Annotated in this window: 25 protein-coding genes; 8 read left to right on the forward strand and 17 right to left on the reverse strand. The window is 62.9% G+C overall.

Features of this window, described 5'->3' with window-relative positions; all coding sequences use genetic code 11:
* Nucleotides 1-68: 68 nt before the first annotated feature.
* The 5 genes from rpsB to R0382_RS15280 all read right to left on the reverse strand — a co-directional run bounded on the left by rpsB (nt 69) and on the right by R0382_RS15280 (nt 3,908).
* Nucleotides 69-788: a 30S ribosomal protein S2 gene (gene rpsB / locus R0382_RS15260; protein ID WP_432720679.1), complete on the reverse strand. Its 720-nt coding sequence runs from the start codon at nt 786-788 to the stop codon at nt 69-71.
* A 175-nt stretch (nt 789-963) separates the two neighbouring features.
* Complete coding sequence (locus R0382_RS15265) at nt 964-1,743, reverse strand: tetratricopeptide repeat protein (RefSeq protein ID WP_432720681.1); 780 nt, start codon at nt 1,741-1,743, stop codon at nt 964-966.
* A gap of 32 nt (nt 1,744-1,775) precedes the next feature.
* A complete protein-coding gene (locus tag R0382_RS15270; RefSeq protein WP_432720682.1) occupies nt 1,776-2,744 on the reverse strand; it encodes an MlaD family protein in 969 nt (322 codons plus the stop codon).
* Complete coding sequence (locus R0382_RS15275) at nt 2,725-3,285, reverse strand: hypothetical protein (RefSeq protein ID WP_432720683.1); 561 nt, start codon at nt 3,283-3,285, stop codon at nt 2,725-2,727. The genes R0382_RS15270 and R0382_RS15275 overlap by 20 nt, the downstream gene beginning before the upstream one ends.
* Nucleotides 3,282-3,908: an ABC transporter permease gene (locus tag R0382_RS15280; RefSeq protein ID WP_432720685.1), complete on the reverse strand. Its 627-nt coding sequence runs from the start codon at nt 3,906-3,908 to the stop codon at nt 3,282-3,284. The genes R0382_RS15275 and R0382_RS15280 overlap by 4 nt, the downstream gene beginning before the upstream one ends.
* 140 nt (nt 3,909-4,048) lie before the next feature.
* On the opposite strand from R0382_RS15280, the gene crcB reads away from it, so the two are divergent.
* Together crcB and trxB are read left to right on the forward strand one after the other, a co-directional pair.
* Nucleotides 4,049-4,438: a fluoride efflux transporter CrcB gene (gene crcB / locus R0382_RS15285; protein ID WP_432720686.1), complete on the forward strand. Its 390-nt coding sequence runs from the start codon at nt 4,049-4,051 to the stop codon at nt 4,436-4,438.
* A gap of 308 nt (nt 4,439-4,746) precedes the next feature.
* Nucleotides 4,747-5,700, forward strand: a complete 954-nt coding sequence (trxB, locus tag R0382_RS15290; protein ID WP_432720687.1) for a thioredoxin-disulfide reductase — start codon at nt 4,747-4,749, stop codon at nt 5,698-5,700.
* 66 nt (nt 5,701-5,766) lie between these two features.
* Here trxB and R0382_RS15295 read toward each other — a convergent pair whose 3' ends face one another.
* From R0382_RS15295 to dcd, 3 genes are all read right to left on the reverse strand, one after another.
* Entirely contained in the window at nt 5,767-6,156 is a 390-nt protein-coding gene (locus R0382_RS15295; protein ID WP_432720688.1) for a hypothetical protein, read from the reverse strand.
* 85 nt (nt 6,157-6,241) lie between these two features.
* Nucleotides 6,242-8,362, reverse strand: coding sequence for an HDOD domain-containing protein (locus R0382_RS15300; protein WP_432720690.1), 2,121 nt, complete (start codon nt 8,360-8,362; stop codon nt 6,242-6,244).
* Nucleotides 8,363-8,489: 127 nt separating this feature from the next.
* Nucleotides 8,490-9,065, reverse strand: a complete 576-nt coding sequence (gene dcd, locus R0382_RS15305) for a dCTP deaminase (RefSeq protein ID WP_070526307.1) — start codon at nt 9,063-9,065, stop codon at nt 8,490-8,492.
* A gap of 170 nt (nt 9,066-9,235) precedes the next feature.
* Here dcd and R0382_RS15310 point away from each other — a divergent pair, with 170 nt between their 5' ends.
* Together R0382_RS15310 and R0382_RS15315 are read left to right on the forward strand one after the other, a co-directional pair.
* The gene (locus tag R0382_RS15310) at nt 9,236-9,694 is read left to right on the forward strand and encodes a peroxiredoxin (RefSeq protein ID WP_432720691.1); all 459 of its coding nucleotides are present in this window, start codon (nt 9,236-9,238) and stop codon (nt 9,692-9,694) included.
* A gap of 73 nt (nt 9,695-9,767) precedes the next feature.
* On the forward strand, nt 9,768-11,177 hold the full coding sequence (locus R0382_RS15315) for a PhoH family protein (protein ID WP_432720692.1): 1,410 nt from the start codon (nt 9,768-9,770) through the stop codon (nt 11,175-11,177).
* A gap of 75 nt (nt 11,178-11,252) precedes the next feature.
* Here the strand turns inward: R0382_RS15315 and R0382_RS15320 are convergent, their stop codons facing one another.
* A complete protein-coding gene (locus R0382_RS15320; protein ID WP_432720694.1) occupies nt 11,253-11,693 on the reverse strand; it encodes a nuclear transport factor 2 family protein in 441 nt (146 codons plus the stop codon).
* A gap of 322 nt (nt 11,694-12,015) precedes the next feature.
* Here R0382_RS15320 and R0382_RS15325 point away from each other — a divergent pair, with 322 nt between their 5' ends.
* Nucleotides 12,016-12,375 (forward strand): winged helix-turn-helix transcriptional regulator, encoded by a 360-nt coding sequence (locus R0382_RS15325; protein ID WP_432720695.1) that lies wholly within the window; start codon nt 12,016-12,018, stop codon nt 12,373-12,375.
* A gap of 83 nt (nt 12,376-12,458) precedes the next feature.
* Entirely contained in the window at nt 12,459-13,220 is a 762-nt protein-coding gene (locus tag R0382_RS15330) for a ParA family protein (protein ID WP_432720697.1), read from the forward strand.
* 12 nt (nt 13,221-13,232) lie between these two features.
* On the opposite strand, the gene R0382_RS15335 is transcribed toward R0382_RS15330, so the two are convergent.
* Nucleotides 13,233-13,820, reverse strand: a complete 588-nt coding sequence (locus R0382_RS15335) for a cupin domain-containing protein (RefSeq protein ID WP_432720698.1) — start codon at nt 13,818-13,820, stop codon at nt 13,233-13,235.
* 242 nt (nt 13,821-14,062) lie between these two features.
* On the opposite strand from R0382_RS15335, the gene R0382_RS15340 reads away from it, so the two are divergent.
* Nucleotides 14,063-15,130 (forward strand): type II asparaginase, encoded by a 1,068-nt coding sequence (locus R0382_RS15340; protein WP_432720699.1) that lies wholly within the window; start codon nt 14,063-14,065, stop codon nt 15,128-15,130.
* Between the two features lie 527 nt (nt 15,131-15,657).
* Here the strand turns inward: R0382_RS15340 and cobA are convergent.
* The 7 genes from cobA to R0382_RS15375 form a co-directional block, all read right to left on the reverse strand.
* Nucleotides 15,658-16,395, reverse strand: a complete 738-nt coding sequence (cobA, locus tag R0382_RS15345) for a uroporphyrinogen-III C-methyltransferase (RefSeq protein WP_432720700.1) — start codon at nt 16,393-16,395, stop codon at nt 15,658-15,660.
* Between the two features lie 97 nt (nt 16,396-16,492).
* Nucleotides 16,493-19,228 (reverse strand): nitrate reductase, encoded by a 2,736-nt coding sequence (locus tag R0382_RS15350; RefSeq protein ID WP_432720702.1) that lies wholly within the window; start codon nt 19,226-19,228, stop codon nt 16,493-16,495.
* Between the two features lie 141 nt (nt 19,229-19,369).
* On the reverse strand, nt 19,370-19,699 hold the full coding sequence (gene nirD / locus R0382_RS15355; RefSeq protein WP_432720704.1) for a nitrite reductase small subunit NirD: 330 nt from the start codon (nt 19,697-19,699) through the stop codon (nt 19,370-19,372).
* The gene (nirB, locus tag R0382_RS15360; protein ID WP_432720705.1) at nt 19,696-22,140 is read right to left on the reverse strand and encodes a nitrite reductase large subunit NirB; all 2,445 of its coding nucleotides are present in this window, start codon (nt 22,138-22,140) and stop codon (nt 19,696-19,698) included. Before nirB ends, nirD begins: the two co-directional genes overlap by 4 nt.
* 13 nt (nt 22,141-22,153) lie before the next feature.
* Nucleotides 22,154-23,356, reverse strand: a complete 1,203-nt coding sequence (locus R0382_RS15365; protein WP_432720706.1) for a nitrate/nitrite transporter — start codon at nt 23,354-23,356, stop codon at nt 22,154-22,156.
* A gap of 298 nt (nt 23,357-23,654) precedes the next feature.
* A complete protein-coding gene (locus tag R0382_RS15370) occupies nt 23,655-24,833 on the reverse strand; it encodes a CmpA/NrtA family ABC transporter substrate-binding protein (RefSeq protein WP_432720708.1) in 1,179 nt (392 codons plus the stop codon).
* Nucleotides 24,834-24,849: 16 nt separating this feature from the next.
* Nucleotides 24,850-25,425, reverse strand: coding sequence for an ANTAR domain-containing response regulator (locus R0382_RS15375; RefSeq protein ID WP_432720710.1), 576 nt, complete (start codon nt 25,423-25,425; stop codon nt 24,850-24,852).
* A 258-nt stretch (nt 25,426-25,683) separates the two neighbouring features.
* On the opposite strand from R0382_RS15375, the gene R0382_RS15380 reads away from it, so the two are divergent.
* A complete protein-coding gene (locus R0382_RS15380) occupies nt 25,684-26,850 on the forward strand; it encodes a c-type cytochrome (protein WP_432720711.1) in 1,167 nt (388 codons plus the stop codon).
* Nucleotides 26,851-26,856: the final 6 nt, after the last annotated feature.

Consider the following 26,856-nt stretch of genomic DNA (forward strand, 5'->3'; position numbering starts at 1 on the left):
CGGTTTACTAGCTTGTGAAAAAGGGGCTAAACGCCCCTTTTTCATTTCGGACTCGCGACAGAGGCGAATCAGGCCTGGGCTTCAGCAGCCGCAGCAACGATCTCTTGCACGGCCTGGTTGCGGCCTTCGAGCACTGCATCAGCAACGCCACGAGCGTACAGACGGATAGCGCGCGACGAGTCGTCGTTACCCGGGATCACGAAGTCAACGTCCTTCGGGTCGTTGTTGGTGTCGACGATGCCGATAACCGGGATGCCCAGCTTCTTGGCTTCGACCAGCGCGCCCTTCTGGTAACCGGTGTCGATCACGAAGATCGCGTCCGGCAGACCCTTCATGTCCTTGATGCCGCCGAGCGAACGGTCGAGCTTTTCAACTTCGCGCTGGATGTCGAGCAGCTCTTTCTTGCCGTAGCCGCTGTTTTCGTCAGCGAGGATCGCTTGCAGCTCTTCGAGGCGCTTGATCGATTGCTTGACGGTCTTGTAGTTGGTCAGCATGCCGCCGAGCCAACGATGCGACACGAACGGCATGCCTGCACGAGCTGCTTCTTCAGCAACGATTTCGCGCGCCGAACGCTTGGTACCCACGAAAAGCACGGTGCCCTTGTTGGCTGCGAGACGGCGCACGTACTTCAGCGCTTCTTCGAACAGCGGCAGGGTCTTTTCGAGGTTGATGATGTGGATCTTGTTGCGAGCGCCGAAGATGTACTGACCCATCTTCGGGTGCCAGTAACGGGTCTGGTGACCGAAGTGAACACCAGCTTCAAGCATTTCGCGCATGCTAACGGACATTGGAAATCTCCAAATCGATAGGGTTATGGACTACCGTTCGCGCGACACCCTGATCAAACAGGGCACCCATATCGGGGCGAACCGGGAGAATTGCTACGCACGACCCATGCCGAACGTAGCCCAACACTATAACCCAAAACCACCGAAACACTCAAGCGCAACCATGCGATATCGACTAAGGCTTACGGCAGGCCGGGGCTGACGTTACAGCGCAAATGCGCGCCAGTCGCTCTTCTGCCTGTATTGCAAGCACGCCTTCGCCGGCAGCCTGCGCAAGCCGCCGCTGCAATGCATAGTCATCCGCGAGATAGGCGGGCTCGGCCAGCTGGCGATCCAGGCGAATGACCTCCTGCAACTCGGCCAACGCCTCGGCGCTACGCCCCAGCTCGCCGAGTGCCTCAGCCCGGATTCGGCCGGCGTGCGCACGCTCGACCGGTGCCGCGTCGGGTGAGGTATTTGCGCGAGCGAGCGAACCCGCCGCATCGCCCTCAAGTAATAACAAACGCGCATCCAGATTCTGCAGTGGCACCGAAATCGGGCACGCCGCACCACACAAGTCGACCGCTGCTTGCCAGCGGCCCCGGGCGTCGACAAGCCTGCCGGCTCCGACATCAATCACCGCCAGTTGGTACGCCGCCCTCGCCCGCTGCAAACCGGCAAACAGGGCATCAGCCGGCATGCCGTCAAGCGATCGCACAGCCTCATCCGGCCGATGCAAGCGGACCAGCATTTGCGCCAATCCGAGGCGGGCCTCGCCGGCACCGGACCAATCATCGACCGACTGGCGCAAGGCCAGCGCAGACCGCCAGAGATCGGCGGCCTCCTCGTCATTACCCACCTGCGCCGCCCGATTGGCCGCGAGCGCTGCCGCATCTGCGCGCTGAACCAGCACCGGCTTGACTTGCGGTGGCGCACCGCCGCACGCAGCCAAAAGCAAGGAGGCCAGCACCAGCATCGACTTGATCCGTGCAGACATGCTCACCCCAATCATGGTCGGCTCGGCGGCACAGGCGCCAGCGCGTCAGCCGGCGGCAACCAGCTCTTCAAAGGCCACGATTGTGATGCGCCATCGAGCGCGTCACGACTGGTCTGCAACACCGCATCGCCGTTGCGCAGGATTGACGGCAGGCGTGGCGCTGCGGCGTCGACCGCACGGCGCGTTGTCGTCATCGTTGCCTCGGCCTCGCTGGCTGCCCGACTGGCGTGCTGCAACGTACCGTCGAGGCGCTCGAGCATCGTCGGCATCCGCCCCTGCAACTCGGCGGCAATCGCATCGACACGCGCCAACGCCTGCTGGCCGGTTTGCGCCACCGCCGGCAGATCCCGCGAACTCAACTGATTCAGGTTGACGATCAATTGATCCACCGAGGCACGGGTATCGCGCAGCTCGGCCGTCAAGCCACGCACATTGGCCAGTGTTTGTCGCAGATCCCCGTTTGGATCATTGACGACATCCAGCGTCGTTTGCACCGAATCGATCACCGGCACGATGCGCTGACGCAAATCGAGCGCAATTTCCGATAAACCGAGCGCCGGCGCAAACGCCAACTTGCCGCCTTCCTTGATCGGCGCCTGATTTGGCGAGCCGCCGGCAATTTCGATGTAGTGATCGCCGATCAGGCCGTCCTGCTGCAGGATCGCCACCGAGTCGGGCTTGATCCATTTGATGTAGCGCGCCTCGACCAGCAGATCGACATCCACCTTGGCCTGATCGTTCAGCGACACCGTATCGACGACGCCGATCTTGAAACCCGACAGACGGACCTGCATTCCCGGCGTCAGTCCGGCGCCGTGCTCGGCGACAAAATGCAACTGCGTCTTGGGCACGAAATACCCCTGACGCAAGCCCAAAACCACCAATAGCGCCAGCACAATACCCGCACCGATCAGCACAAAAGCGCCAACCCGCATACCCAGCCAGCGAAAACGCGGATCGCTATCTCTCAGCAACGGCATCGCTCTCCTTTGTCTCGGCGATGATGGGTAATGGCTCGGCGTGCAGCATTGCACCCACGCCAAGCAGCAAGAGCGGCCGGCTTTGCGTCAGTACGCCGAAGGCCTCCTTGCAATGTATGTTGGCCGCGCCTTGCAGCCAGGCCAGCCATTCGACCTCGACCACCAGCCACGCTGGCGCCTGCACCAGCGCACGCACCAGCGCCAGCACACGACACTGCGATCTCGACAGCGAGGCCGGCAGCGCCGCCATCAGGCTGAGGCGCTCGCCCTCGGGCACGGCAACGGCATCCAGTGCCGCGGCAACGCGCAACTCAAGGTCCGCCATGGCGGCCGATTCATGGTACCACGCAGGCAAAATCAGGTTTTCCCACACCCGCAGGTTGTTGACCAGCCCGCCACCATCCTGCAAACAAGCCACCGCACCTGGTGCAAAGCCCTGCAGCGCGCCCACGGCACTACGGCCCTCTTGCGTATGCAATTCGCTTTCGAGGCCGTAGCAGCTACCTGCCCGGCAGGTAGAAAAATCCCAGGCCGCGCTCATGACAACAAGACCCAGACGAGATCGATAAAGAACACCGCCAGCAGGCCGCGCACCACGGCGCTCGACGATGCCTTGGGGATTTCGGTGACATAGGGCGCCACGCGCAGCCCCGTCCAGCAAGCCAGCGCAGCCGCGGCCAAGCCAAAAAGCAGCGATTTGCCCAGGCACTGCAACACGAGACTGAACTGCAGCACCTGATCGATCCGTTGCACCTGATAGCCGATTTCCCATCCCGACGACACCAACGCAGCCCCCACCAGCGAAGCGCCCGCGAGATAAATGGACAACAGCGTCGACGACAAACCGATGCCGACGATGCGCGGCATGACGATATAGGACGAAACAGGAATGCCGACCGCAGCAAGGCTGTCGAGCTCGCCATGGACGCGCATGGCGGCAAGCTCGCTGGCCACGGCCGACGATGAACGCGCGATCAGCACCAGCGCAGCCAGCAAGGGACTGATATCGCGAAAGCTCAGTGTCGCCAGCAGGCGCATCGATGCTTCACGGCCCTGGCCATACTGGCCATGCAGCATCAGCAGCACCATACCGCCGAGCGCCACGCCGATCAGCAGCATGATCCAGGCGGCCTGATTGCCGGTGAAATACAACTGTTTGAGCACAACTCGCCAAACTGGCGGGCGGCGCAACTGACCGAGCAAAGGCAATAGCGTAAATAATTTGGGCAACACGGATCGAACGACTCGCTCTGGCGAAGGCGGACTCTATAATCGCCGGCACACCCGACGACCTGATAACGACTATGAACTATACCAGCCTGATTTTCATCGGCATCGGCGCAGCACTCGGCGCTTGGGCGCGCTGGGGGCTGTCGATCACCCTCAACCCGCTATTCCCGACCGTGCCGACCGGCACGCTCGCCGCCAACTGGATCGGCGGCTATTTGATGGGCGTGTCACTGGGCGTCTTCACCCTCTGGCAAGGCATATCGCCCGAGGTCAAACTGCTGGTCACAACCGGCTTCCTCGGTGGATTGACGACGTTTTCGACATTTTCAGCCGAAATGACCACGCTGATTCTGCGTCAGCAGTTCGGCTGGGCCGTTGCCGCCATCGGCCTGCATGTCGGCGGCTCGCTGACGCTGACGTGGCTGGGCCTCAGAACCGTAGCCGCCATCAAGGGCGGCCTATGATGCACCGGGCTCGTTGAAGGCAGCCCGAAAGCACTAGAGGCCACTTGCATGACGGATGGGCCACTTCGCTGCGGCCACAGGTGTCGCGGTGGCTGTTACTACATGAGCCACCATCGGATTCATTGCGCCCTTGGCGCCGCTTGCAATGGTCTCGACCACCCAAACGGCAGAGATACATTTGCGTACTGACCGAACCGTAGCTTGCTGGTGAACACGGCCAATCACGTCAATAGACATATTCGATTAGATAGCCCGAACAGGACTGATTTAAACTATCCGCCTTTGCGTCCCCCACCTGAGGAAAGCCCATGGCCACCAAGCACGCCAGTCTGTTGATTCTCGGTTCCGGCCCGGCCGGCTACACCGCCGCCGTCTACGCCGCACGCGCCAACCTGAACCCGGTCCTGGTCACCGGCCTGGCCCAGGGCGGTCAACTGATGACGACCACCGATGTCGACAACTGGCCGGCCGACGCCGATGGCGTTCAGGGCCCGGAACTGATGATGCGTTTCCAGAAGCACGCGGAACGCTTCGGCACGGAAATGATCTTCGATCATATCCACACGACGCACCTGAACGAAAAGCCGATTCGCCTCGTTGGTGATTCCGGCGAATACACTTGCGATGCACTGATCATCGCCACCGGCGCATCGGCACAGTACCTCGGCCTGCCGTCGGAAGAAGCGTTTGCCGGTCGCGGTGTCTCGGCCTGCGCAACGTGTGACGGTTTCTTCTATCGCGGCCAGAAGGTCGCGGTTGTCGGCGGCGGCAACACTGCGGTCGAAGAAGCGCTTTACCTCTCCAACATCGCCGCGCATGTCACGCTGGTCCATCGTCGCGACACCTTCCGCGCCGAGAAGATTCTGGTCGATCACCTGATGGCCAAGGTCGCCGAGGGCAAGATTTCGCTCGAGCTGAACCAGACGCTTGACGAAGTGCTCGGCGACGCCGGCGGCGTAACCGGCGCCCGCCTGAAGGCTAGCCAGGACGGCGCCACCAAGAATCTGGACGTCACCGGTGTCTTCATCGCCATCGGTCACAAGCCGAATACCGACATTTTCCGTGGCCAGATCGAGATGGACAGCACCGGCTACATCATCACCAAGGGCGGCCGTGATGGTGGCGCCACCGCGACGACCGCACCTGGCGTATTCGCAGCCGGCGACGTGCAGGACCACATCTACCGTCAGGCGGTAACCAGTGCCGCGTCGGGCTGCCAAGCCGCGCTCGATGCCGACAAGTACCTGGAAACCCTGCGCTAATCCGCGCAACAAACCAGACAAAAAAGCGCACCGGACGGTGCGCTTTTTTCTTGCTGCGTCGCTGCGTCAGACCAGCTTGAGGGCAAGTCCGACGAGCAGCAGCGCCAGCACGGCGCAAAACCACAACTGCATCCGGCCACGCCGACGCAGGGTTTCAATCTCGCCGACCATACGCGCATTCTGCTCGGCCAGCTCGCCCAGCAACCGGGTCGACGCCTGCAAGCCCTCATGCAGCGTGATCACCTCGTGGCGATTTTCCTCGACGAGACGCTCGAGCCGGGCGATGCGCGTCGCATCGTCGCTATCGCCAGCGGTCTCGATGACGATCTCGCGCGGTGGCTCGATCGATTTGGCCTTGGTGAACAGCCGTTTGGTCGCATCGATGATCTTCGGCGCATTCTCGATCACCTGCCCCCAGGGAATGGCCTGCAGGGCGACCAGCCAGTTGATTGCCATTGTTGAACTCCGCTTGTTCGCTGTTTTGCATTGCGGCTCGTCCCTTTGAGCCACCCTCACACTGACAGCGTAAATCCTGCTGCGTTCACGACTGCGCCTGCCGGATCGCCATCAGCGCCTGATTGCGCAGTGTTTTGAGCAGATTCAACTCCTCGTTGCCGATTTTCAGGCTGCCGGCGGCCCGGCGATCGCCATAGAGCAATCCGATCACCTGCTTGTCGAGCACCAGCGGCAGCACGATGAACGTTTTCGCCGCCAGATGCTGGGCATGCCACGCCGGAATGCGCTCGCGGATCGTGGCATCGTCGGTATCTTCGATCAGGATGTCAGCATTGCGTTGCAGCGCAACCTGGAAAACATCCATCACCGCGCCCAGCTCGATCCTGAAACCGGGAATGACCGCGGCGATGTCACCGCCAAAGCCGAAACGCGCCACGATCATGTGCCGCTTCGGGTCTCGCGTGCAGAGCAGCACGCGATCGAAGCCGATGCCGCGGTACATGGTTTCAAGCACCATGCGCAGCAGATCGTTGAGCTTGAAACCGCCGACCAGCGTATTGGCGATGTCCTGCACTCCGGCCGCCAGCACCGCGGCGTGCGCGCGCGCAGAGTCCTCCAGCGTCGTTTCCAGCCGCGCTCGGTCGATCGTATCCGGCACATTGGTCGCGGCCCTGAGCCTCGCGGCATCAAACTCATCCAGCCGGCGCAGGAAAGCACTGCTACCCGCGCCCATGCCCAGCGCCTGCAGGTAGTCGCGAAACTGCAGCGACACTTCGTGCAAGGTGTCGCTCAGATCATCGAGCGTCAATCCGGTTGCAGGCAGATAGCGGCGCTGAAGCTGCTCAAGCCGGCCGACGCCGGTCTCGCACGGTTGCTCCAGTACAGCCAACAGTTCGTGGCCGAAGTTGGCGTACAGGCGCAAGCGGTCCTGCTCGACATGCGCCGGGCGCACGACGCCGTCGGGCAGCGACTGCATGCTGCGACAGATGCGGTCCGGAAAGCGCCATTGCTTGGCGACGCCGCTGCCGAGCTCGGCAAAATCGAGACCGAGCACCGATTTGGCCGCCAACGCTTCGCTACGCCCCTCACGACAGCGCTGGTCGATGCGCAGGTTGTCGTCGGGAAAATAATAGATCGTCAGCAGTCGGCCCAGATGATGCAGCATGCCGCAGACCAGCGTTTCCTCGGCATCTCTTGCGCCACTGCGGCGATGCAGCGCCCGGGCAAGCAGCCCGGAAAAGAACGCCCGCAGCGTGGCCTCCTTGATCGTCTGCGCCTGATTCTTGTCGTGCAGGTGCTCGAACAGCAGCACGGTGACGGCAAGGCTGTGAATGGTATTGAAGCCGAGGATGACGATGGCGCGCGACACGGTGCTGATCGTGCCGCCGTACTGGCCGTAAATGGCCGAGTTGGCCAGTCGCAACAGCTTGTTGGTCAGCGCGAAGTCACGGAGCACCACATCGGACAGGCCCTGCAAATGCTCGGCGTCGTCCATCTGGATCTGGTTGAGGCTGCTGATCGCCTGCGACAGCGCCGGAAAATCCCCGCTACGCTGCATCCGCCACAGCAGGCGCTCGAGCGTGCTGCCGGTGTCGCCGGCCCCTCGGCCTTGCAAATCGAGCCAGCCGCGCAGGGCCTGTCCCCAGGCATCAACGTTGCCGTTGCTTGTCAGTAGCGACTGAAGCTCAGCCAGCTCGGGGCGTGCTGCCACGTCACCAAGCAGGTGCTGCAGCAAGCTGACTGCAGCAGGCAAGGGATTCGTGCCGGCAGGGTCGGGCAAAGGCAGCAACCAGGAGCGATTCCAGGCGTCGACGAGCACTTGCATCTCGCCAAACGCCAGCGACACGCCCTGTTGCTGCGCCGCTTGCCAGGCCGCGAGGCTGTCGAGCACCCAGCTCACCGCCAGCAACGGCGTGACAGGTCCCTCACGTTTGAGGCGCTGCGCCAGTGGTTCGGCGGCGATGTCGCCGAACACCAGCCAGCTTTCATCCGCTTGCGCATCACCAGGCCGGACGATTTCCATCGGCACCAGCAACTGCGGATGCTTTGCGGCAAGTAATTGGCTGCAAACAATATCGTTGCAAGCCGGTCGGATCGACAGCAACAGCACGCCATCGCCGGTCTGCTCGTCCTGCCCCCGGTGCAGCGCCCAATGCGCATCCTGCAACAGCATGTCCGTGATTCGATAGCGCGATTGCAGTGTCATAGCCCCTCCTGTCTGCTCTTATAGCGCGCGGCCAGAAAGGTGTCATGTTCGATGCGGTTCGACGCAACAAAAAAGCCGCCGGCTGATGCCGGGCGGCTTCTGGATGCTTCACCGTAGCGGACGACGCTCAGGTCTTCGGCAGTGTCACGCCGCTCTGGCCCTGATACTTGCCGCCGCGATCGCGGTAGCTGGTTTCACAGACATCGTCCTCGTCCGCTTCGAAGAACAGCACCTGTGCCACGCCTTCGTTGGCATAGATTTTCGCCGGCAGCGGCGTGGTGTTGGAGAACTCCAGCGTCACATAGCCTTCCCATTCGGGTTCAAACGGCGTGACGTTGACGATGATGCCGCAGCGCGCATACGTCGATTTACCGAGACAGACCGTCAGCGCATTGCGCGGAATGCGGAAGTATTCGACCGTGCGGGCCAGCGCGAACGAGTTCGGCGGGATGATGCAGTAGCCCTTGCCCGACACATCGACAAAGCTGTTCTCGTCGAAGTTCTTCGGATCGACGATGGTGCTGTTCAGGTTGGTGAACACCTTGAATTCGTCGGCGCAGCGGATGTCGTAACCATAGCTCGACGTACCGTAGGACACGATGCGCTCGCCATTCACTTCCTTGACCTGGCCTGGAATGAAGGGCTCGATCATGCCGTGCTCTTCGGCCATGCGCCGAATCCATCTATCCGACTTGATGCTCATCGTAATACCTTGGTTGATTTCACTGGAATGGCCGGCATTTTACCGTCAGAGCCGGTCGAGCGATACGGACGAATGCCAGCCGATTTTCGCCGCTCACCCGCTTGCCCTTGCCGCGCCGATTGCCGACAATCAAGGCAAGGCAACCATAACGAGAAGGAGAAACCTCACCGATGTCCAATACGCCGTGCCCTACCCTCAGCCTGCCGACGACCAGCGGCGGCACCTTCGATACGACAGCGCTCAAGGGTCAGGCTTTCATCCTCTATTTCTATCCGAAAGACAGCACCCCTGGTTGCACCGTCGAGGGCAACGATTTCCGCATTCACCATGATGATTTCGAAGCCGCCGGCGTGAAGGTCTTCGGCGTCAGCCGTGACAGCGTCAAGTCACACGAAAACTTCAAGACCAAGCAGTGTTTTCCGTTCGAACTGGTATCCGACCCGGAGGAGATCGCCTGCGAAGCATTCGGTGTCATGAAAATGAAGAACATGTATGGCAAACAGGTGCGCGGCATCGAGCGCAGCACCTTTGTCATCGATCGGGATGGCGGCATCGTCAGGGAGTGGCGAGGCGTCAAGGTCCCGGGGCATGTCGAGGAAATCCTCGGCTTTGTCCGGACACTGAAGTAGACGAAGCGGCGCGTGCGCCGCTTTTTTCATGGCTGCTGCACCCGCACAGCACCAACCAGCAAGGGGAAACGATATGGCTGCCCGCAAGCCTCGCCGCAAGGACGACACCAAGCTGTTCGTACTCGACACCAATGTGTTGATGCACGATCCGACCTCGCTGTTCCGTTTCCAGGAGCATGATCTCTTCCTGCCGATGATGACGCTGGAAGAACTCGACAACAACAAGAAGGGCATGTCCGAAGTCGCCCGCAACGCCCGTCAGGCCAGCCGCTTCATGGAGGAACTGGTCGCCGGGCTCGAGCACAGCCTGCACGACGGCGTGCCGCTTGAAGGCCCTAGCAAGGGCCAGGCCAGCGGCAAGCTGTTCCTGCAGACCGAAGCGATTACCACCGTTCTGCCGGCGCAACTGCCAATCGGCAAAGCCGACAACCAGATTCTCGGCGTCGTGCACCACCTGCAGCAGATGCAGCCCAAGCGCCAGGTCATCCTGGTGTCGAAAGACATCAATATGCGCATCAAGGCCCGCGCGCTCGGGCTCGCCGCTGAAGACTACTTCAATGACAAGGTGCTCGAGGATACCGACCTCCTCTACACCGGCATGCGCGAAATCGACCAGGCCTTCTGGGAGAAGAACAGCAAGGATCTGCAGAGCTGGCAGGAAGGCGGTCGCAGTTTCTGGCGCATCAAGGGCCCGGATGTCATCGACCTGTATCCGAACCAGTTGCTGTACCAGCAAGGCGACACGCCGTTCATGGCACGCGTGGCCGAGATCGACGGCAAGAGCGCCCTGATCGTCAGCCTCAAGGATTACTCGCACCAGAAAAACGCCATCTGGGGGATTCTGGCGCGCAACCGCGAGCAGAACTTCGCGCTCAACCTGCTGATGGATCCGGACGTCGACTTCATCTCGCTGCTCGGTCAGGCCGGCACCGGCAAGACCTTGCTGACATTGGCCGCGAGTCTGGCGCAGACGCTGGAATCCAAGACCTACAGCGAGATCATCATGACCCGCGTCACCGTGCCGGTCGGCGAGGACATCGGCTTTCTGCCCGGCACCGAGGAAGAAAAAATGGCGCCGTGGATGGGGGCACTCGAGGACAACCTCGACGTGTTGAACCAGACCGACGCCGAAGCCGGCGACTGGGGTCGCGCAGCAACGCGAGATCTGATCCGCTCGCGCATCAAGGTTAAATCGCTCAACTTCATGCGCGGCCGCACCTTCCTCAACAAGTTCCTGATCATCGACGAGGCGCAGAACCTGACGCCGAAGCAGATGAAGACCCTGATCACCCGGGCGGGCCCGGGCACCAAGGTCGTCTGCCTCGGCAACATCAGCCAGATCGATACGCCCTACCTGACCGAGGGTTCGTCGGGTCTGACCTATGTGGTCGACCGCTTCAAGGGCTGGGGGCATTCGGGCCATATCACGCTGCAACGCGGCGAGCGCTCGCGGCTGGCCGACTACGCGGCCGAAGTGCTTTAGCGTCATTCCAACACGTCGAAATGGCACAAGGGCGGGGTTAAACCCGCCCTTTTTTATTCCCAGCCGTACTCCCGTTCATTCATTCGAGTGACGACTCCAGATCACATTGACGATTTGCCAGCGGCCATCGATCTTGGCCATTTGCATATAGTCGACCCAGTCCTGCATATCGACGCGCACCATCGCCATACCGTTGTAGATATCGAGCACCTTGACGTCGTTGCGGCGAAGTCCCGGCTCGCTGGTGGCGCCAGTACCTTTGGCTGTGTAGAAAACCAGCCCTTCTGGCGAGAGGTCGCTGATTTTCGTCTTGTCGCCGTTTTGCGGAATCTCGCGTTTCACGAGTTTTTCGTAAATCGCACGCTTCATTCGCGGGCCGTCGCCGTTGTACCAGCCATCGGTGTAGTCGTGCGCGACGGCAACAATGTCGTTGCACGTCTTCGAAGCGCACTGTTCGGCTTGCGCCGCGCCGGCCAGCATCACCATGGCGGCAATCAGCAGATATCTTGGGTTCATGGTTTTTCCCTAAATGGCCATCGAACGATTTGCTCGGATAGCGCGTTGATGAATTTCCACCACAGACCGGGTCGCAACAGCACTGCGCAGCGTTTTTTCGGGTTGCCGCGCAAACGGGCTAAACGGCGCAACGCCACGGGAATGGATGGCCAGCTCGGCCCCGCTTGGCTGAACTCGCAACTGGGCGCTGCGGTGGGTCGCGGCGCAAAAACCGCAGCGTCTGATTCGGGCTTCCGGCCGATTTGGTGCAACCGATTATTCCCGATATATTCGCAAGTCATAAGAACGCACAATTTCAGCCCTTAGTTACAAATCGGTGCCTATGCGCAGACACGGCGGTTATGACGGCTCGATCGGTTGCCCGGTCGAGGCCACGCTCGAATTGATCGATGGCAAGTGGAAAGGCGTGCTGCTTTTCCTGCTGCTTGAGCACGAATGCATCCGCTTCAACGCTTTCCAGCGCATCCTGCCGTGGATCACCCAGCGGATGCTGACCAAGCAGCTGCGCGAGCTGGAACAGGACGGACTCGTCACCCGTACCGTCTACCCGGAGGTGCCGCCGCGGGTCGAATACCGGCTCAGCGACCACGGCCGCACGCTCGAGCCCGTGCTGCTGGCGCTACGCGACTGGGGTGCGATGCATCGCGTGCCGGTCGCCACAGGCTGCGAGCGGCCACAGTAGGTGCGGCCAATGCGGTCGTCGAATCACTTTCAACCAAGGTCGTTTTCGACTAAGTTCTTGCTTTCCGAGCAAACGCGGCAGCCATGACAGTCATCGCGGTATTCAACCAGAAGGGCGGCGTCGGCAAGACGACCGTCACGGCCAACCTTGCCGCCGCCATGGCGCAGAACGGTAGCGCACCGCTGGTGATCGACCTCGACCCACAGGCGCACCTGAGCCATTACTGGGGATTTGGCGCGTCACCCGGCGCGACGATCCACGATTTCTTCCGTGGCACCGCGGCGCTGTCCGACCTCGTTCGACCGCTGCCGAACGGCATCAACTTCATTCCGTCCGAACTGGCACTGTCGAAAGTCGACGCCCAGCTCACCCGCCACCGCGACCATCTGTGGCGGCTGCAGCTTGGGCTGACTGCCGAGATGCTGGCCGACCACGCGCCGGTGCTGATCGATTGCGGCCCGATGCTCGGCGTACTGGGGTTCTCGGCTTTGCTCGCCGCCGATCTGGTGTTGGTGCCGGTTTCGCCCGAAACACTGGCGCTGCACGGTGCCCGCATGAGCGCCCGGACGCTGGCCGGGCTGGAGCGCCTGGTGCCGCGCAAGCCGCGCCGCTACCTGCTCAACCGCTACCAGAGCGGCAATATCAGCAGCGAACACGCGCTGCGGCAGTTGCGCAACGACTATCCCGGCGAAGTCCTCGGCGCGACCCTTCGCCCTGCCGAGCTGTACGAGGCAGCAGTGATCCGCCACGCCGACGTGTTCTCGCTCGATCCGGACAGCGACGCTGCGCAAGACATGGCCTTGCTGCTCGACGAGTTGCTCGAAACCGGCCTACTGGCGCTTTAACGCAAAGCTTGCCTAGACAGCCGCCCCGCCACGCGGCTGGTCTACAACCACGAAGTATTTGCGCACCGGCTCGACCACTTCGAACCGGCCACTGAATCCGGCCGGAATTACCCCCGCCTCGCCTGGCCCGAACTCCGCGATCGCTCCCAGCTCGTCATGCAGCCGCACCCGGCCTTCGATTACGCAGAAGAACTCGTCGCGATCGTCGGCAAAGCGGATGTGCCAGCTGCCGATTTCGCACGCCCAGACGCCACTCGACAAGCCTTGCCGCGCGTAGTGCTCCCACGTCGTCCGCAAGGGATTGCCATCGACGCGACGATCCACACGCGGGTGATCCAGGCTGGGCGCCGTTTCGGCGGTACTGAACTGGCAGATGACTTGGGGCTTCATGATCAATGTCGCGCAAAAGCCGAAAGCATAGCCGATTCGGGCATCCACAGCGGCAAAGCGGCCCGCCGCCGCATCAAACCACCGCACTGATTTCACCGCGCCAGCCCGATGCGCACGGCACGGTATCCCCATGCCAGCACCGGGATCAATCCTTGCCAGCGCAACACTTGCATCGCCACGCCAAAGCGGCACCGAGCGCTGCATCAGCATTGCGTATGCTCGGCAATCAAAACCAATTAAGTAATTGATTTCATTCTCCAATAGCGCATAAGTCAGCCAATACCGCTAAGGCGTTTCCCCATCAGTAAATATGGCAATAGGATTGCAAAAACACGGCGAGCATCATCGTTTTCACCCTGCCGACAGGCAGCGTATCCAACCCAAAATAATGGGTGGGCAAGGCATCACCGACCCGGTGAACCCGACGCCCGCCGACTCCGGAGAGAATGCAGATGTTCGCCACTATCACCCGACAAGGCCTCTGTGCCGCCGCGCTATGCGCCGCGTTTTCGGTTCACGCGGCCGATTCGCTGCCCAATGTCGTGATCCTTGCCACCGGCGGCACCATCGCCGGCACCGGGGCCACCAGCACCACGACGGTCGGCTACACCGCGGCCAAGATCGGCGTCGAGAAACTGATCGAAGCCGTGCCGGAAATGAAGAAAGTGGCCAACGTCAAAGGCGAACAGGTGTTCCAGATCGCCAGCGAAAGCATGAACAACGATCACTGGCTCAAACTCGCCAAACGCGTGAACGAGCTATTGAAGCAGTCGGATGTTGACGGCATCGTCATCACCCACGGCACCGATACGATCGAGGAAACCGCCTACTTCCTCAACCTCACGGTCAAGAGCAAGAAACCGGTGATCATCGTCGGCTCGATGCGCCCGGCGACCGCGATCAGCGCCGACGGTCCGATCAATCTGTACAACGCCGTTGCCACCGCCGGCAGCAAGGATGCCATCGGCCGTGGTGTACTCGTGACACTGAACGACGAAATCCAGGGCGCGCGCGACGTCACCAAGACCAACACCATGACCACCAACACTTTCCGTTCGCCGGAGTTGGGCAGCCTTGGCTACATCGTGTCGGGCAAGCCGGTGTTCTATCGCGCCACCACCCGCAAGAACACGGCCGATACCGAGTTCGACGTCAGCAAGCTCGACAAGCTGCCGGCCGTGGATATCGCCTATGGCTCGGCCAACGCCAACACGCTGGCGATCGACGCTTTTGCCGCGGCTGGTGACGTCGGCATCGTCTACGCCGGCACCGGCAACGGCAGCCTTGCCAACACCGTGCGCCCGCGCCTGACCGAGTTGCGCAAGCAAGGCATGCAAGTCGTGCGCTCATCGCGCATCAGCAACGGCCCGGTCATCCGCAATGGCGAAAACAACGATGACGAAACCGATTTCGTCGTCGCCGACACGCTCAGCCCGCAAAAGGCTCGCATCCTGCTGATGCTGGCGCTGACCAAGACAAAGGACACCAAGGAAATCCAGCGGATGTTCTACACCTACTAAAAACACGGTGCAGGTGCCTGGTCCGCCGAGAAACTGGACCTGATCAAGCATCAACACTGGTTAGATCGCGCAACCCCCGGCACGTGGCGTCGGGGGTTTTTTACTTTCGGGGTAGTACCCGCCTCGCCATCGATCGAAGCCCCCTTCCACAAACGCAGATGGCACGCAGCAGTAGAGCAGGCGGATGTTCTGAAATCGGGGGGCAGGTCAGCAGAACGCATTGCTTTCCAGGCAGAGCGCCGCCATCGAAACAATTGCGACCGCCTTGAGCCATCGAAAACAATCAAGTGAACAGCACAAATGACGGTCTCCACACCTTACCGCCCTGAATGACAAAACGCGCGCGGAGCTGGCGCCACTACCACGCATTTATGCCCTTTTGAACTGATCTGGCACACCCACGCAGGCCCATATTTTCCGCATCAATTCAAGCAGCCCTCTCCGGTTTCATTTCTTCTTGCGGCCGGCCCCGTTTAACACCTTGCTCGGGCCGCCCCCACCAGATACTGAAATCGCGGCCCGATAGTCTAGGCAGCAGCTTGTAGCGGCAGCGTTGCCGCAGCCTCGCCAACCGCGTCACCAACGAGGATGATCGCCGGGCTACCGAGGCCGGCGGTCTCGGCGTCGCCAGCCAATGCGGCTAGCGTGGTCACCAGCCTTTGCTCGCGTGCGGTGCTTGCCCATTGCACCACGGCCGCCGGCGTACACGGCGGCAAGGTGCGCATCAGCCCGTCGCTCAGGCTGGATATCCGGCTCATGCCCATGTAGATCACCAGCGTCGTGCCGGTCGCGGCCAGTGCATCCCAATCGGGCTCGGAATGATCCTGGGCGTGCGCGGTGACGAAGGTCACGCCACGGCAATGCTCGCGATGCGTCAGCGAGATGCCGAGGCCGGCGGCTGCGGCCAGCCCCGAGCTGATGCCGTTGACGATCTCGACCGGCACATCGGCCGCCTGCAGAAAAGCGATTTCCTCGCCGGCACGGCCGAACAACAAGACCTCGCCGCCCTTGACCCGCACAACGACCTTACCGGCCAGCGCGTAACGGCGCATCAGCCGCTGGATGAAATCCTGCGGCGTCGATTTGCAGCCACCGCGCTTGCCGACGCGAATCACCCGCGCCTGCGGCGCCAGTGTGACGATCTCCGGATTGGCCAGGTCGTCGAGCAGCACGATCTCAGCTGCTGCCAGCGCCTTGACGGCCTTCAGCGTCAACAGATCCAGATCGCCGGGGCCAGCGCCAAGCAGGATGACTTTACCGTTCATGATGTTCTCCTTGGCGTGACTGAAAACCCCTGCCGACCGTGCTCGCTTACCTTGTCAGCACCGCTGCGCTGGGATTTATCAGCCATTCCGTTGGTTTTCAGGCTGCCCGCGAGCTGGGTGCGCACAGGCGTTTGAGTTCGGGTACGCAGGAGCCGCACACCGCTCCGCAGCCCAGTTTGGCCTTCACTTGTTCAAATCCGGCGCCGGTCGCAACCTGGCCGAGGATTTGCGATTCGCGCACCTGGGTGCAATTGCAGACAACGCGATCCCGCGGTGCGGTGTTTACCCCCCTGGGTGCAAACACCGCCAGCCTCGGCCCCTGCCACGGCTCGCCGGCAAGCAAGGTATCGAGCAGGCCTTCGGCGCCGCCGAGTTCACCGGCGAACACGAAGCCATTGAGCGCCCCGTCCCGCCAGCCGACGCGCTTGACCACATTGCGGCGCGCATCGCGATATTCGAGCACGTCGGCGCCCGGCTGCAGATCGAGCGCGGTGAACAAGCGCTCCAGCCAACCGGCTGGTGCTTCGGCGCATGCGGCGCGCAGCACCAGCGTGTCGCGCCCCTGCAGGCTGATCGCTGCGTAATCGCAATCGGCCAGCAGCGGTTGCACCGCCGCGTGCAGCACCAGCACATTAGGGCTGCGCAGTGCGGCTATCGCCCGCCACGGCAACTCGGCCCGCTCGACTCGCACCGCCGCATGCTTGAGCTCGGGCTGGAATGACTTGCCGTCGACCATCGGCGCGCTGGCTGCGTTGATGCCGATGCTGCTGAGGAACTGGCCGCTCCAGTGCATTGCGGCAAACACGCTGCCGCTCGGCACGTCATTGCCGATGGCCAGCGGCAGCACAACCGCACCGCGCTTGCTGGCAATCTTGACCAGCTCACCGGCTTTCAACCCGCGGCGTTCGGCGTCGTTCGGATGCATCGTCAGCGTCGGCTCCGGCGTATGGGCAAACAGTTGCGGCAAGCGGCCGGTGCGGCTCATGCCGTGCCACTGGTCGCGCAGCCGGCCGGTGAGCAGATGGAAGGGATAGCGGGCATTGGTCGGCTCGGCCACCGGTTTGTACGCGGTGACATGAAACTGCGCGCGGCCGTCCATCGTCGCAAACGTGCCATCGACGTAGCGTCGCGCCAGCCCCTGTTTCATGCCCGCCTTCAGCGGCCATTGCTGCGGGCCGTGTGATTCGAGCAAGGCGTAGTCGATGCCGCCGATGTCGAGATCACGGCCGATGGTCAGCCTGCGGTGCTCGTCGAAAATCGTCGCCGTTTCCGCGTAATCGAAATGCGAAGACTCTTCCGGGTACAGGCGCGCCTCGATTCGCCGAGCGACTTCGGACGCAATCCACCAGTCCGGCCGGGTTTCGCCGGGCGCCTTTACTGCAGCGCGGACGCGCGAAATGCGCCGTTCTGAATTCGTGACCGTCCCGCCTTTTTCGCCCCAGGTCGCGGCCGGCAACAGCACGTCGGCGTACGGCACGGTGTCGGTGTTGACGAAGGCTTCCTGCACGACGACGAACTCGGCCGCCGCCAGTGCTTCAGCCACCCGGCCGGCATCGGGCAGCGAGTGCGCCGGGTTGGTACAGGCGATCCACACGGCCTTGATCTTGCCTTCCAGGATCGCGTCGAACATCGCCACGGCCGGTAAGCCCGGCTGGCTTGAGAGCCGCTCGGCCGGCACGCCCCAGATCTCGGCGACCTCGGCGCGGTGCGACGGAATGGCGATATCGCGATGCGCGGCGAGCATCGTCGCCATGCCACCGACCTCGCGCCCGCCCATCGCGTTCGGCTGGCCGGTCAGCGAAAACGGCCCGGCGCCGGGCTTGCCGATCTGGCCGGTGGCCAGATGCAGATTGATCAGCGCCAGATTCTTGTCGGTGCCGTGCGCCGACTGGTTCAAGCCCATGCAGTACAGCGACAGCGAGGCCCCACGGCCGTTTCGATCCAAGTCGCCCCCATCATTCATCCCACCACGGCCGAACCACTCCGCCGCCTGGATCAGATCGGCTTCGAGGATGCCGCACAGCTCGGCCGCCATCTTGGGCGTGTAATCGCGCACCAGCGTCTTCAGCTCGGCAAAGCCGGCCGTATGCGCAGCGATATACGCCGGGGCTATCAGCCCTTCCCAGATCAGGTGGTGCAGCATACCGTTGAACAGCGCCACGTCGGTGCCGGGCTGGATCTGAAGATGCAGATCGGCCATCGCCGCCGTGTCGGTACGGCGCGGATCGATGACGACCCACTTGGTCGCCGGCCGCGTCGCCTTGGCCGCCTCGAGCCGGCGGAACAGCACCGGATGGGCGTAGGCCATATTGCTGCCGGCGAACAGCACGCAATCGGCGAGTTCAAGGTCTTCGTAACAGGTCGGCGGGCCATCGGCGCCGAGCGCCATTTTGTACGCCGTCACCGCGCTGCTCATGCACAGCCGCGAGTTGGTATCGATATTGTTGGTACCGATCAGCCCCTTGGCGAGCTTGTTGAAGACGTAGTAATCCTCGGTCAACAACTGGCCGGACACATAAAACGCTACCGAATCCGGGCCGTGACGCTCGACGATGTCGGCAAAGCGCTCGGCCACGGTGTCGAGCGCCGCATCCCAGTCGATGCGCTGACGTTCGGCATCGCGCGTCAGCCGCATTTCCGGATACAACGCGCGGCCGGTCAGGCTGGCGGCGGTGGCCGGCAAGGTCATGCCCTTGGTGCACAGCCGGCCGAAATTGGCCGGATGCGCCGGATCGCCCTGGATGCCGGTGATCTTGTCGCCATCCGATTCGATCAGCACGCCACAGCCCACCCCGCAGTAGCAACATGTTGATTTGGTAATGGTCTTTGTCATTTCAGTCCCCCTCTGGCATCGCCAGGAGCCGTAGCGAGCGGATCGAGGGCAAGGCGCACGGCGCGCAGGAACCGGAATGGACATGAAGTCCATGAGGATTCCGAGCACCGCGCAACGCGGCCATCGATTCGCGCAGTAGGCTCATGGCAATGCCAGGAACACGTCGCCGTTCTCGACCTTCACCGGAAAACGCCGCGCACAGCCGACATCGGGCGCCTTGGCTTCGCCCGAGGAGAGATCGATATTCCAGCTGTGCAGCGGGCACGTCACCGTTTCACCGTGGACGATGCCCTGCGACAGCGGCCCGGCCTTGTGCGGGCAGCGGTCGAGCAAGGCAAACACCTTGTCGTCGGCGGTACGGAACACCGCCACATTGCCGGTCTCGCGCTCGACCACCCTGCTGCCCAGCTGCGGGATGTCGGTCACCGCGCAAACGCGCAGCCAGTGCTCTGTCATGGTCGCGGTGTTCATGCCGGTGCTCCTTCGACGAGTTTGATCGGGATGTATTCGTTCTTCTGCGCGCCGGCGATCCGCGCCGCCCACGGGTCGGGCAAGCCTTCGAGCGAGTACAGCAGCCGCTCGTACAGCGCCTTGCGATTGGCCGCGTCGTCGACGACCTTCTGCTTGATGTAATCGAGGCCGACACGGGCGATGTAGTGCACCGTGCGGTCGAGGTAGTACGCCTCTTCGCGGTAAAGCTGCAGGAAGGCGCCGCTGTATTCCTTGACCTCGTCGCTGGTCTTCACCTTGACGAAGAACTGCGCGACTTCGGTCTTGATGCCGCCGTTACCGCCGACATACAGCTCCCAGCCGGAGTCGACCGCGATCACGCCGACGTCCTTGATCCCCGATTCGGCGCAGTTGCGCGGGCAGCCGGAGACGGCGAGCTTGACCTTGTGGGGGCTCCACATATTGGCCAGCATGGTTTCAAGGTCGATACCCATTTGCGTGCTGTTCTGCGTGCCGAAGCGGCAGAACTCGCTGCCGACACAGGTTTTCACCGTGCGGATCGATTTGCCGTAGGCGTGGCCCGACTGCATGCCGAGGTCTTTCCACACATCGACCAGGTCTTCCTTCTTCACGCCGAGCAAGTCGATACGCTGGCCGCCGGTGACCTTGACCATCGGCACATGGTATTTGTCGGCGACGTCGGCGATCCGGCGCAGCTCGGACGAATTGGTCACGCCGCCCTTCATCTGCGGAATCACCGAGAAGGTGCCGTCCTTCTGGATATTGGCGTGGACGCGTTCGTTGACGAAGCGGCTTTGCGGGTCGTCGACGGCCTCTTTCGGCCAGGTCGAGAGCAGGTAGTAATTGACCGCCGGCCGGCACGTTGCGCAGCCGTTCGGCGTACGCCATTCGAGGAAATCGTAGACAGCCTTGTGGCTGGTCAGGTGATGCTCGCGGATCGCCTTGCGCACTTCGCCGTGGTTGCGATCGGTACAGCCGCAAATCGCCTTGGTTTTCGGCGTTTCCTGGAAATTGCTGCCCAGCGTGTTCATCAGGATCTGCTCGACCAGGCCGGTGCACGAACCGCAGGAGCTGGCCGCCTTGGTGTGCTTCTTGACGTCGTCGACGGTGAACAGGCCCTTGTCCTTGATCGCCTTGACGATCACACCCTTGCACACACCGTTGCAGCCGCAGACCTCGTCACTGTCCTGCATCGCGCCGGCACGGCTCTGGCCCTGTACGCCAGCGTCGCCGATCGCCGATTCGCCGAACATGATGTTGTCGCGCAGGTCGGCGATCTTGCGGCCTTCGCGCAGCAGCTTGAAATACCAGGCACCGTCGGCGGTATCGCCGTAGAGGCAGGCGCCGACGAGCTGGTCGTCCTTGATCACCAGCTTCTTGTAGACACCGCCGGCCGGATCGGACAACACGATGTCCTCGGTCCCCTCGCCGCCCATGAAATCGCCGGCGCTAAAGAGATCGATGCCGGTGACCTTGAGCTTGGTCGACAGCACCGAGCCCTTGTACTGGCCGATGCCGAGCTGCGCCAGATGATTGGCGCAGACCTTGGCCTGCTCGAACAGCGGCGCGACCAGGCCGTAGGCAACGCCACGATGGCTGACGCACTCGCCGACGGCGTAAATGCGCGGATCGAACGTCTGCAGCGCATCGCTGACGACGATGCCGCGATTGCAGTGCAGCCCGGCGGACTCGGCCAGCGTGGCGTTCGGGCGGATGCCGACGGCCATCACCACCAGATCGGCGGCGACCTCGTCACCATCCTTGAAACGCACCGCGGTGACCGCGCCGGCAGCATTGCCAACCAGTTCGGCGGTCTGCTTTTGCAGCAGGAAGGACAGCCCGCGCTCTTCGAGCGACGTTTGCAGCAGCTTGCCGGCGGTGATGTCGAGCTGCTTGTCCAGCAGCCACTCGCCCAGATGCACGACGGACACTTCCATGCCGCGCACCTTCAAACCGTTAGCGGCCTCCAGCCCCAAGAGACCGCCACCGATGACGACGGCGTGCTTTTTTTCCTTGGCGGTCGCGATCATCGTTTCGGTGTCGTAGATGTCGCGGTAGCTGATCACGCCGGCGAGATCCTTGCCCGGCACCGGCAGGATGAAGGGCATCGACCCGGTTGCCAGCAGCAGCCGGTCGTACGCTTCCTCGGTGCCGTCATCGGCGACGACGGTGCGGCGATGACGGTCAATCCGCGCGACATTCTTGCCCAGATGCAGGCGGATGCCGTTTTCCTCGTACCACGACAGCGGGTTCAGGATGATGTCCTTGAACTCCTGCTCACCGGCGAGCACCGGCGACAGCAGGATGCGGTTGTAGTTCGGGTGCGGCTCGGCGCCGAATACGGTGATGTCGTACAGATCGGGCGCCAGCGTCAGCAGCTCCTCAACGGTGCGGATGCCGGCCATGCCGTTGCCGACGACGACGAGTTTGGGCTTTTTCATTGTGGTTTCTCCTTCAAACACGGGCGGTCGCGACGGACCAGTCGCTGCGCCACCGTTGCTTCACACCCGCCAGACTCATCCAGCCCAGCGCGGCGATGCAGGCGAACAGCCACAGCCCACTGGCGTAATCGCCGGTCGCCTGCTTGATCACACCGAGGCTGGCCGCCAGCGCAAAGCCGCCAACGCCGCCGGCCATGCCGATCAGGCCGGTCATGACGCCGATTTCCTTGCCGAAGCGTTGTGGCACCAGCTGGAACACCGCACCGTTGCCGGCGCCAAGACAGAGCATCGCGGCGATGAACAGCGTTACCGCGCCGACCGAGCCACCGATGCCGAAACCGGCGGCGGCGATCAGGCAGGCCGTCGCCGTGTAGACGACGAGCAAGGATTTGGTGCCGCCGATCCTGTCGGCCAGCACGCCACCGATCGGCCGCATCACCGAGCCGGCCAGCACGCAGGCGGCGGTGTACAGGCCGGCGGTCTTGGCATCGAAGCCGAACTGGTCGTGGAAGTAGCCGGGCAAGGCGCTGGCAAAGCCCGAGAAGCCGCCGAAGGTGATCGCGTAGAAGAACATGAACCACCATGCGTCCTTCTCGCCGAGCACGGCCAGATAGTCGGCCAGCTTCTTTTTCGGCGCGGCGCCCGGCGCATCCTTGGCGGTCATTGCGTAGATCACCAGCGTCAGCACCAGCGGAATGCAGGCCAGGCCGAAAACGTTCTGCCAGCCGAAGGCCACGGCCAGCAGCGGTGCGAACAGCGCGGCGAGCACGGTGCCCGAGTTGCCGGCGCCGGCAATGCCCATCGCTGTACCTTGATGCTCGGGCGGATACCAGCGCGAGGCCAGTGGCAGGGCGACGGCGAACGAGGCACCGGCGACACCAAGGAAGAGCCCCAGCGTCAGCGCGCCGGTCAGCGTCGAGAAGCCGACCTGCCAGGCGGTGAGCAGCGCGGCGATCACGATGACCTGACCGATCAGCCCGGCGCGCTTGGCGCCGATCCGGTCGACCAGCACGCCCATCACCAGCCGCAGGATCGCACCGGCGAGAATCGGCGTGGCAACCATCAAGCCGCGTTGCTGGGTGGTGAGCTGCAGGTCACCGGCGATCTGCACCTGCAGCGGGCCCAAGAGATACCAGACCATGAAGCTGAGGTCGAAATACAGGAAGGCGGAAAACAACGTCGGCGTATGCCCGGCGCGCCAGAAGGAACGGTTCATGACAATCTCCCAAGCTGAAAAACAAAAACGGCGCCCGTCCGCACCTGGGGGTGCGAAGGGACGCCGTTGTCCGTGAAGCTGAAAACCGCCGTTGGCCTTCACTTCCAATTCGATGAGTGGCGCGCCGTTGCGCCGCTCACCTCATATTCAGCAAAGGCCGTGCCAGAAGGCCGTTTTCGTTCACGCTTGGGATTTGCTTGTTTTCGGGGTTACACACTCCGCTCTGGCGCACTGCAACGGTGCAATCGGTGCGCCATGCGCACAGCATTTGCGCGCCGCAACATGAAAAGCGGGCGATTCAGCGCGGCGCAATCACACCGGCACGAATGTCGAAGCCATCGGCATAGCCTTGCGGGTCGAGGCCATCCCAGCGCTTGCCGTCGACCAGCGTACTGGTGCGCATCGGCTGGGCCGGCTGCATCACGCCAAGGCTCGATGCGGCTTCGTCGTACAAGCCGGTCTGGTTGACCGCACGTGCCACCGCCGCCATGTCGACGCCATCGGGCAGCAGCCCCCAGCGCCGATACTGGCTGAGGAACCACAGCCCGTCGGACAGATAGGGATAGTTGACGCTGCCGCCGCCGAAGAAACGCATCAACGGCGCGGTATCGCCGAGCCGGCCGTAGTCGCCGAGCAGGCGCGGCATGATCAGCTGGCTGGCGCGGCCGACATAACCGGGGCCCGACAACCAGCCGGCGGCCTCGCGCCGGTGATCGAGGTCATCGAGCCAGCGGCAGGCTTCGAGCAGGGTCATCGTCAACGCCCGCGCCGCATTCGGGCATTGCCGGACAAAGTCACGCCGGCATGCCAGCACTTTTTCCGGATGATCGGGCCAGATCTCGCCACTGCGAACGACGGTACGACCATGACCCTCGGCCTCAGCCACCGCGTGCCACGGTTCGCCGGCGCAATAGCCGTCGAGCACGCCGGCAGCCAGCGCATCGCTCATCTGCGGCGGCGGAATGACCACGGCTTTCACGTCGGCCAGCGGATCAATGCCCTGCGCCGCCAACCAGTAATACAGCCACATTGCATGCGTGCCGGTCGGGAAGGTCTGCGCGAAAACAGGCTGGTGCGGCTCAAGCGCCAGCAGCTCCCGCAGCTTGCCGCCGCCCTGCAGGGCGTCCGCCAGCCGGTTCGAGAGCGTGATCGCCTGGCCGTTCTGGTTCAGCGTCATCAGCACGGCCATCTCGGCCCGCGGCCCGCCGATGCCCAGCTCGACGCCGTACACCAGTCCGTACAGCGCGTGTGCGGCGTCCAGCTCGCCCGAAATCAGCTTGTCGCGCACCGCCGCCCATGAGGGCTGCCGGTGCAGCTCGATCGCGATGCCATGCGCCCGCCCCAGATCGAGCACCTTGGCGGCAACCAGCGGTGCGCAATCGGACAGCGGGACGAAGCCCAGCTTGAGCACGGTTTTTTCGGGGGCGTCCGAGCCGGTAATCCGGTAGCCGGGCAGCGATTCGTAGAAATGAGACATGATGTTTTCCTCGCGCTCAGCCGAGCAAATCGGCCATCGCGATCAGTTGGCGCGCCACTTCGGCGATCTTGATGCCCTGCTTCATCGCCTGATCGCGCAAAGTGGTAAACGCCTCGGCCTCGGTCAGGCCGCGCTTGTCCATCAGGACGCCCTTGGCGCGATCGATCAGCTTGCGGTCGGCCAGTTGCTGCTCGGCGTTGAACAGGCGTTTTTTCAGCCGCGCTTCTTCCTCGAAGCGCGCCAGCGCCACGTCAATGATCGGCGCGAGCTTGTCGGCGCTGACGTGGTCGACAACATAGGCCGTCACGCCGGCGCCAACGGCATCGCGAATAACCTGTGGCTCGCTACGGTCGGCGAACATCACCACCGGCCGCGGCGTGGCGTGGCCCATCACCGCGAGCTGCTCCAGCGTGTCACGAGAGGGCGATTCGGTGTCGATGATCACCACATCGGGGCGCTGCGATTCGACCGCGTGCAGCAAGGCTGCGGCGCCATCGACCTCGGCGATCACCGCGTAACCGGCGTGTTCCAGCGCATCGCGCAGTTCGCCGATGGGTTTGGCGGTGTCGTTGACGAGCAGGACTCGAAGCATGGAAGCGGGACTTTGCATAGAAACCAACATAGCCCAAGCAAGTTGCGTGCCGAGACACAATCGGTCATCGCGCTGCACGGCCGGCACTCCCGCCTGATCATCCGATGCCGGCCCAAACCGCAGGCCATCGCCCGATTCCTGCGGGAAGCCGGTGCAGCGACGATGATGTGCTAGCTTGAAACGACGCAAGCGGACCGACACATGGATGGGCACAACACCCATTGATGCGTTCGGCGCCCAGCGACAGGCAGACACCCCATGGCGCTCGCAATCGTACTGATCGTACTGGTCATCGCCGCGATTCTTTTCCACGCCCTCAGCCCGTGGTGGTACACCCCGCTGGCCTCGAACTGGGCGTTGATCGATACCACGCTGTCCATCACCCTGCTGATTACCGCCGCGGTGTTCATCGCGGTCAATGTCTTCATCGCGTATTGCGTCGTCCTTTTCCGCCACCGCGTCGGTCATCGCGCCGCCTACCAGCCGGGCAACCGCAAGCTCGAGTTGTGGCTGATCGGGCTGACCGCAATCGGCATCGCCGCCATGCTGGCACCGGGACTTGTCGTTTATGCCGACCTTATCCGCGCACCGGCCGGCGCAGCGGTCGTCGAGGCCATCGGCCAACAGTGGCAATGGCGCTTCCGCCTGCCCGGCCGCGATGGCCAGTTCGGCGCGACCGACGTGCGCTTTATCGGCGCCGCCAATCCCTTCGGCCTGAACCCGGCCGACCCGCGCGGGCGCGACGATGTGCTGATTGACGCACCCGAAGTGCATTTGCAACTGAACCAGCCGGTAAAAATCCTGCTGCGCTCGCAAGACGTGCTGCATGACTTTTTCGTCCAGCCGTTCCGCACCCGGATGAATATGGTGCCGGGCATGGTCACCTCGCTCTGGCTCACCCCCACCAAGACCGGGCGCTACGAAATCCTGTGCGCGCAGTTGTGCGGCGTCGGACACTTCAATATGCGCGGCCATGTGGTGGTCGATGACGCCGCCGCGTATCAAGCCTGGCTGGACGGATTACCGGGCCAGACCGCGCTCGCAGCAACCACATCAGCTCGACCCACCGTGACAGCCACGGCAACCGCGCCCAAGGCGCAAGGCGACGCGGCACTCGTCAGCCAGGGCCAGACACTGGCGCAAAGCAAGGGTTGTGTCGCCTGCCATAGCCCGACCGGCAATCCGGGCGTCGGCCCGACTTGGCAAGGCTTGTACGGCAAGCACGAACGGCTGGCGGGCGGCGGCACCGCGCTGGTCGACGACGCCTATCTTAAGGAAGCGATCACCGCACCGAACGCGACGCTGGTCGAGGGCTTCCAGCCCATGATGCCGAAAATCGAGCTAAGCGATCAGGAGCTCAACGCCTTGATTGCCTATATCAAATCGCTGTCCGCCAAGCCTGCGGCAAATACCGCGCAGCGGTGAGGACAC

This window comes from Jeongeupia wiesaeckerbachi (genome assembly GCF_050916355.1).
Lineage (GTDB): Bacteria > Pseudomonadota > Gammaproteobacteria > Burkholderiales > Chitinibacteraceae > Jeongeupia > Jeongeupia wiesaeckerbachi.

What these genes read in the sequence shown, in the direction of transcription:
- R0382_RS15335 (WP_432720698.1), bottom strand. Translation starts at nt 13,820, where the DNA reads ATGCTGATGCAGCGCTCGGTGCCGCTTTGGCGTGGCGATGCAAGTGTT.
- cobA (WP_432720700.1), bottom strand. Translation starts at nt 16,395, where the DNA reads ATGAACGGTAAAGTCATCCTGCTTGGCGCTGGCCCCGGCGATCTGGAT.
- R0382_RS15300 (WP_432720690.1), bottom strand. Translation starts at nt 8,362, where the DNA reads ATGACACTGCAATCGCGCTATCGAATCACGGACATGCTGTTGCAGGAT.
- R0382_RS15320 (WP_432720694.1), bottom strand. Translation starts at nt 11,693, where the DNA reads ATGAACCCAAGATATCTGCTGATTGCCGCCATGGTGATGCTGGCCGGC.
- R0382_RS15330 (WP_432720697.1), top strand. Translation starts at nt 12,459, where the DNA reads ATGACAGTCATCGCGGTATTCAACCAGAAGGGCGGCGTCGGCAAGACG.
- R0382_RS15270 (WP_432720682.1), bottom strand. Translation starts at nt 2,744, where the DNA reads ATGCCGTTGCTGAGAGATAGCGATCCGCGTTTTCGCTGGCTGGGTATG.
- R0382_RS15375 (WP_432720710.1), bottom strand. Translation starts at nt 25,425, where the DNA reads ATGCTTCGAGTCCTGCTCGTCAACGACACCGCCAAACCCATCGGCGAA.
- R0382_RS15265 (WP_432720681.1), bottom strand. Translation starts at nt 1,743, where the DNA reads ATGCTGGTGCTGGCCTCCTTGCTTTTGGCTGCGTGCGGCGGTGCGCCA.
- nirB (WP_432720705.1), bottom strand. Translation starts at nt 22,140, where the DNA reads ATGAAAAAGCCCAAACTCGTCGTCGTCGGCAACGGCATGGCCGGCATC.
- R0382_RS15350 (WP_432720702.1), bottom strand. Translation starts at nt 19,228, where the DNA reads ATGACAAAGACCATTACCAAATCAACATGTTGCTACTGCGGGGTGGGC.
- R0382_RS15310 (WP_432720691.1), top strand. Translation starts at nt 9,236, where the DNA reads ATGTCCAATACGCCGTGCCCTACCCTCAGCCTGCCGACGACCAGCGGC.
- trxB (WP_432720687.1), top strand. Translation starts at nt 4,747, where the DNA reads ATGGCCACCAAGCACGCCAGTCTGTTGATTCTCGGTTCCGGCCCGGCC.
- R0382_RS15325 (WP_432720695.1), top strand. Translation starts at nt 12,016, where the DNA reads ATGCGCAGACACGGCGGTTATGACGGCTCGATCGGTTGCCCGGTCGAG.
- nirD (WP_432720704.1), bottom strand. Translation starts at nt 19,699, where the DNA reads ATGAACACCGCGACCATGACAGAGCACTGGCTGCGCGTTTGCGCGGTG.
- R0382_RS15315 (WP_432720692.1), top strand. Translation starts at nt 9,768, where the DNA reads ATGGCTGCCCGCAAGCCTCGCCGCAAGGACGACACCAAGCTGTTCGTA.
- R0382_RS15340 (WP_432720699.1), top strand. Translation starts at nt 14,063, where the DNA reads ATGTTCGCCACTATCACCCGACAAGGCCTCTGTGCCGCCGCGCTATGC.
- dcd (WP_070526307.1), bottom strand. Translation starts at nt 9,065, where the DNA reads ATGAGCATCAAGTCGGATAGATGGATTCGGCGCATGGCCGAAGAGCAC.
- R0382_RS15380 (WP_432720711.1), top strand. Translation starts at nt 25,684, where the DNA reads ATGGCGCTCGCAATCGTACTGATCGTACTGGTCATCGCCGCGATTCTT.
- crcB (WP_432720686.1), top strand. Translation starts at nt 4,049, where the DNA reads ATGAACTATACCAGCCTGATTTTCATCGGCATCGGCGCAGCACTCGGC.
- R0382_RS15275 (WP_432720683.1), bottom strand. Translation starts at nt 3,285, where the DNA reads ATGAGCGCGGCCTGGGATTTTTCTACCTGCCGGGCAGGTAGCTGCTAC.
- R0382_RS15295 (WP_432720688.1), bottom strand. Translation starts at nt 6,156, where the DNA reads ATGGCAATCAACTGGCTGGTCGCCCTGCAGGCCATTCCCTGGGGGCAG.
- rpsB (WP_432720679.1), bottom strand. Translation starts at nt 788, where the DNA reads ATGTCCGTTAGCATGCGCGAAATGCTTGAAGCTGGTGTTCACTTCGGT.
- R0382_RS15365 (WP_432720706.1), bottom strand. Translation starts at nt 23,356, where the DNA reads ATGAACCGTTCCTTCTGGCGCGCCGGGCATACGCCGACGTTGTTTTCC.
- R0382_RS15370 (WP_432720708.1), bottom strand. Translation starts at nt 24,833, where the DNA reads ATGTCTCATTTCTACGAATCGCTGCCCGGCTACCGGATTACCGGCTCG.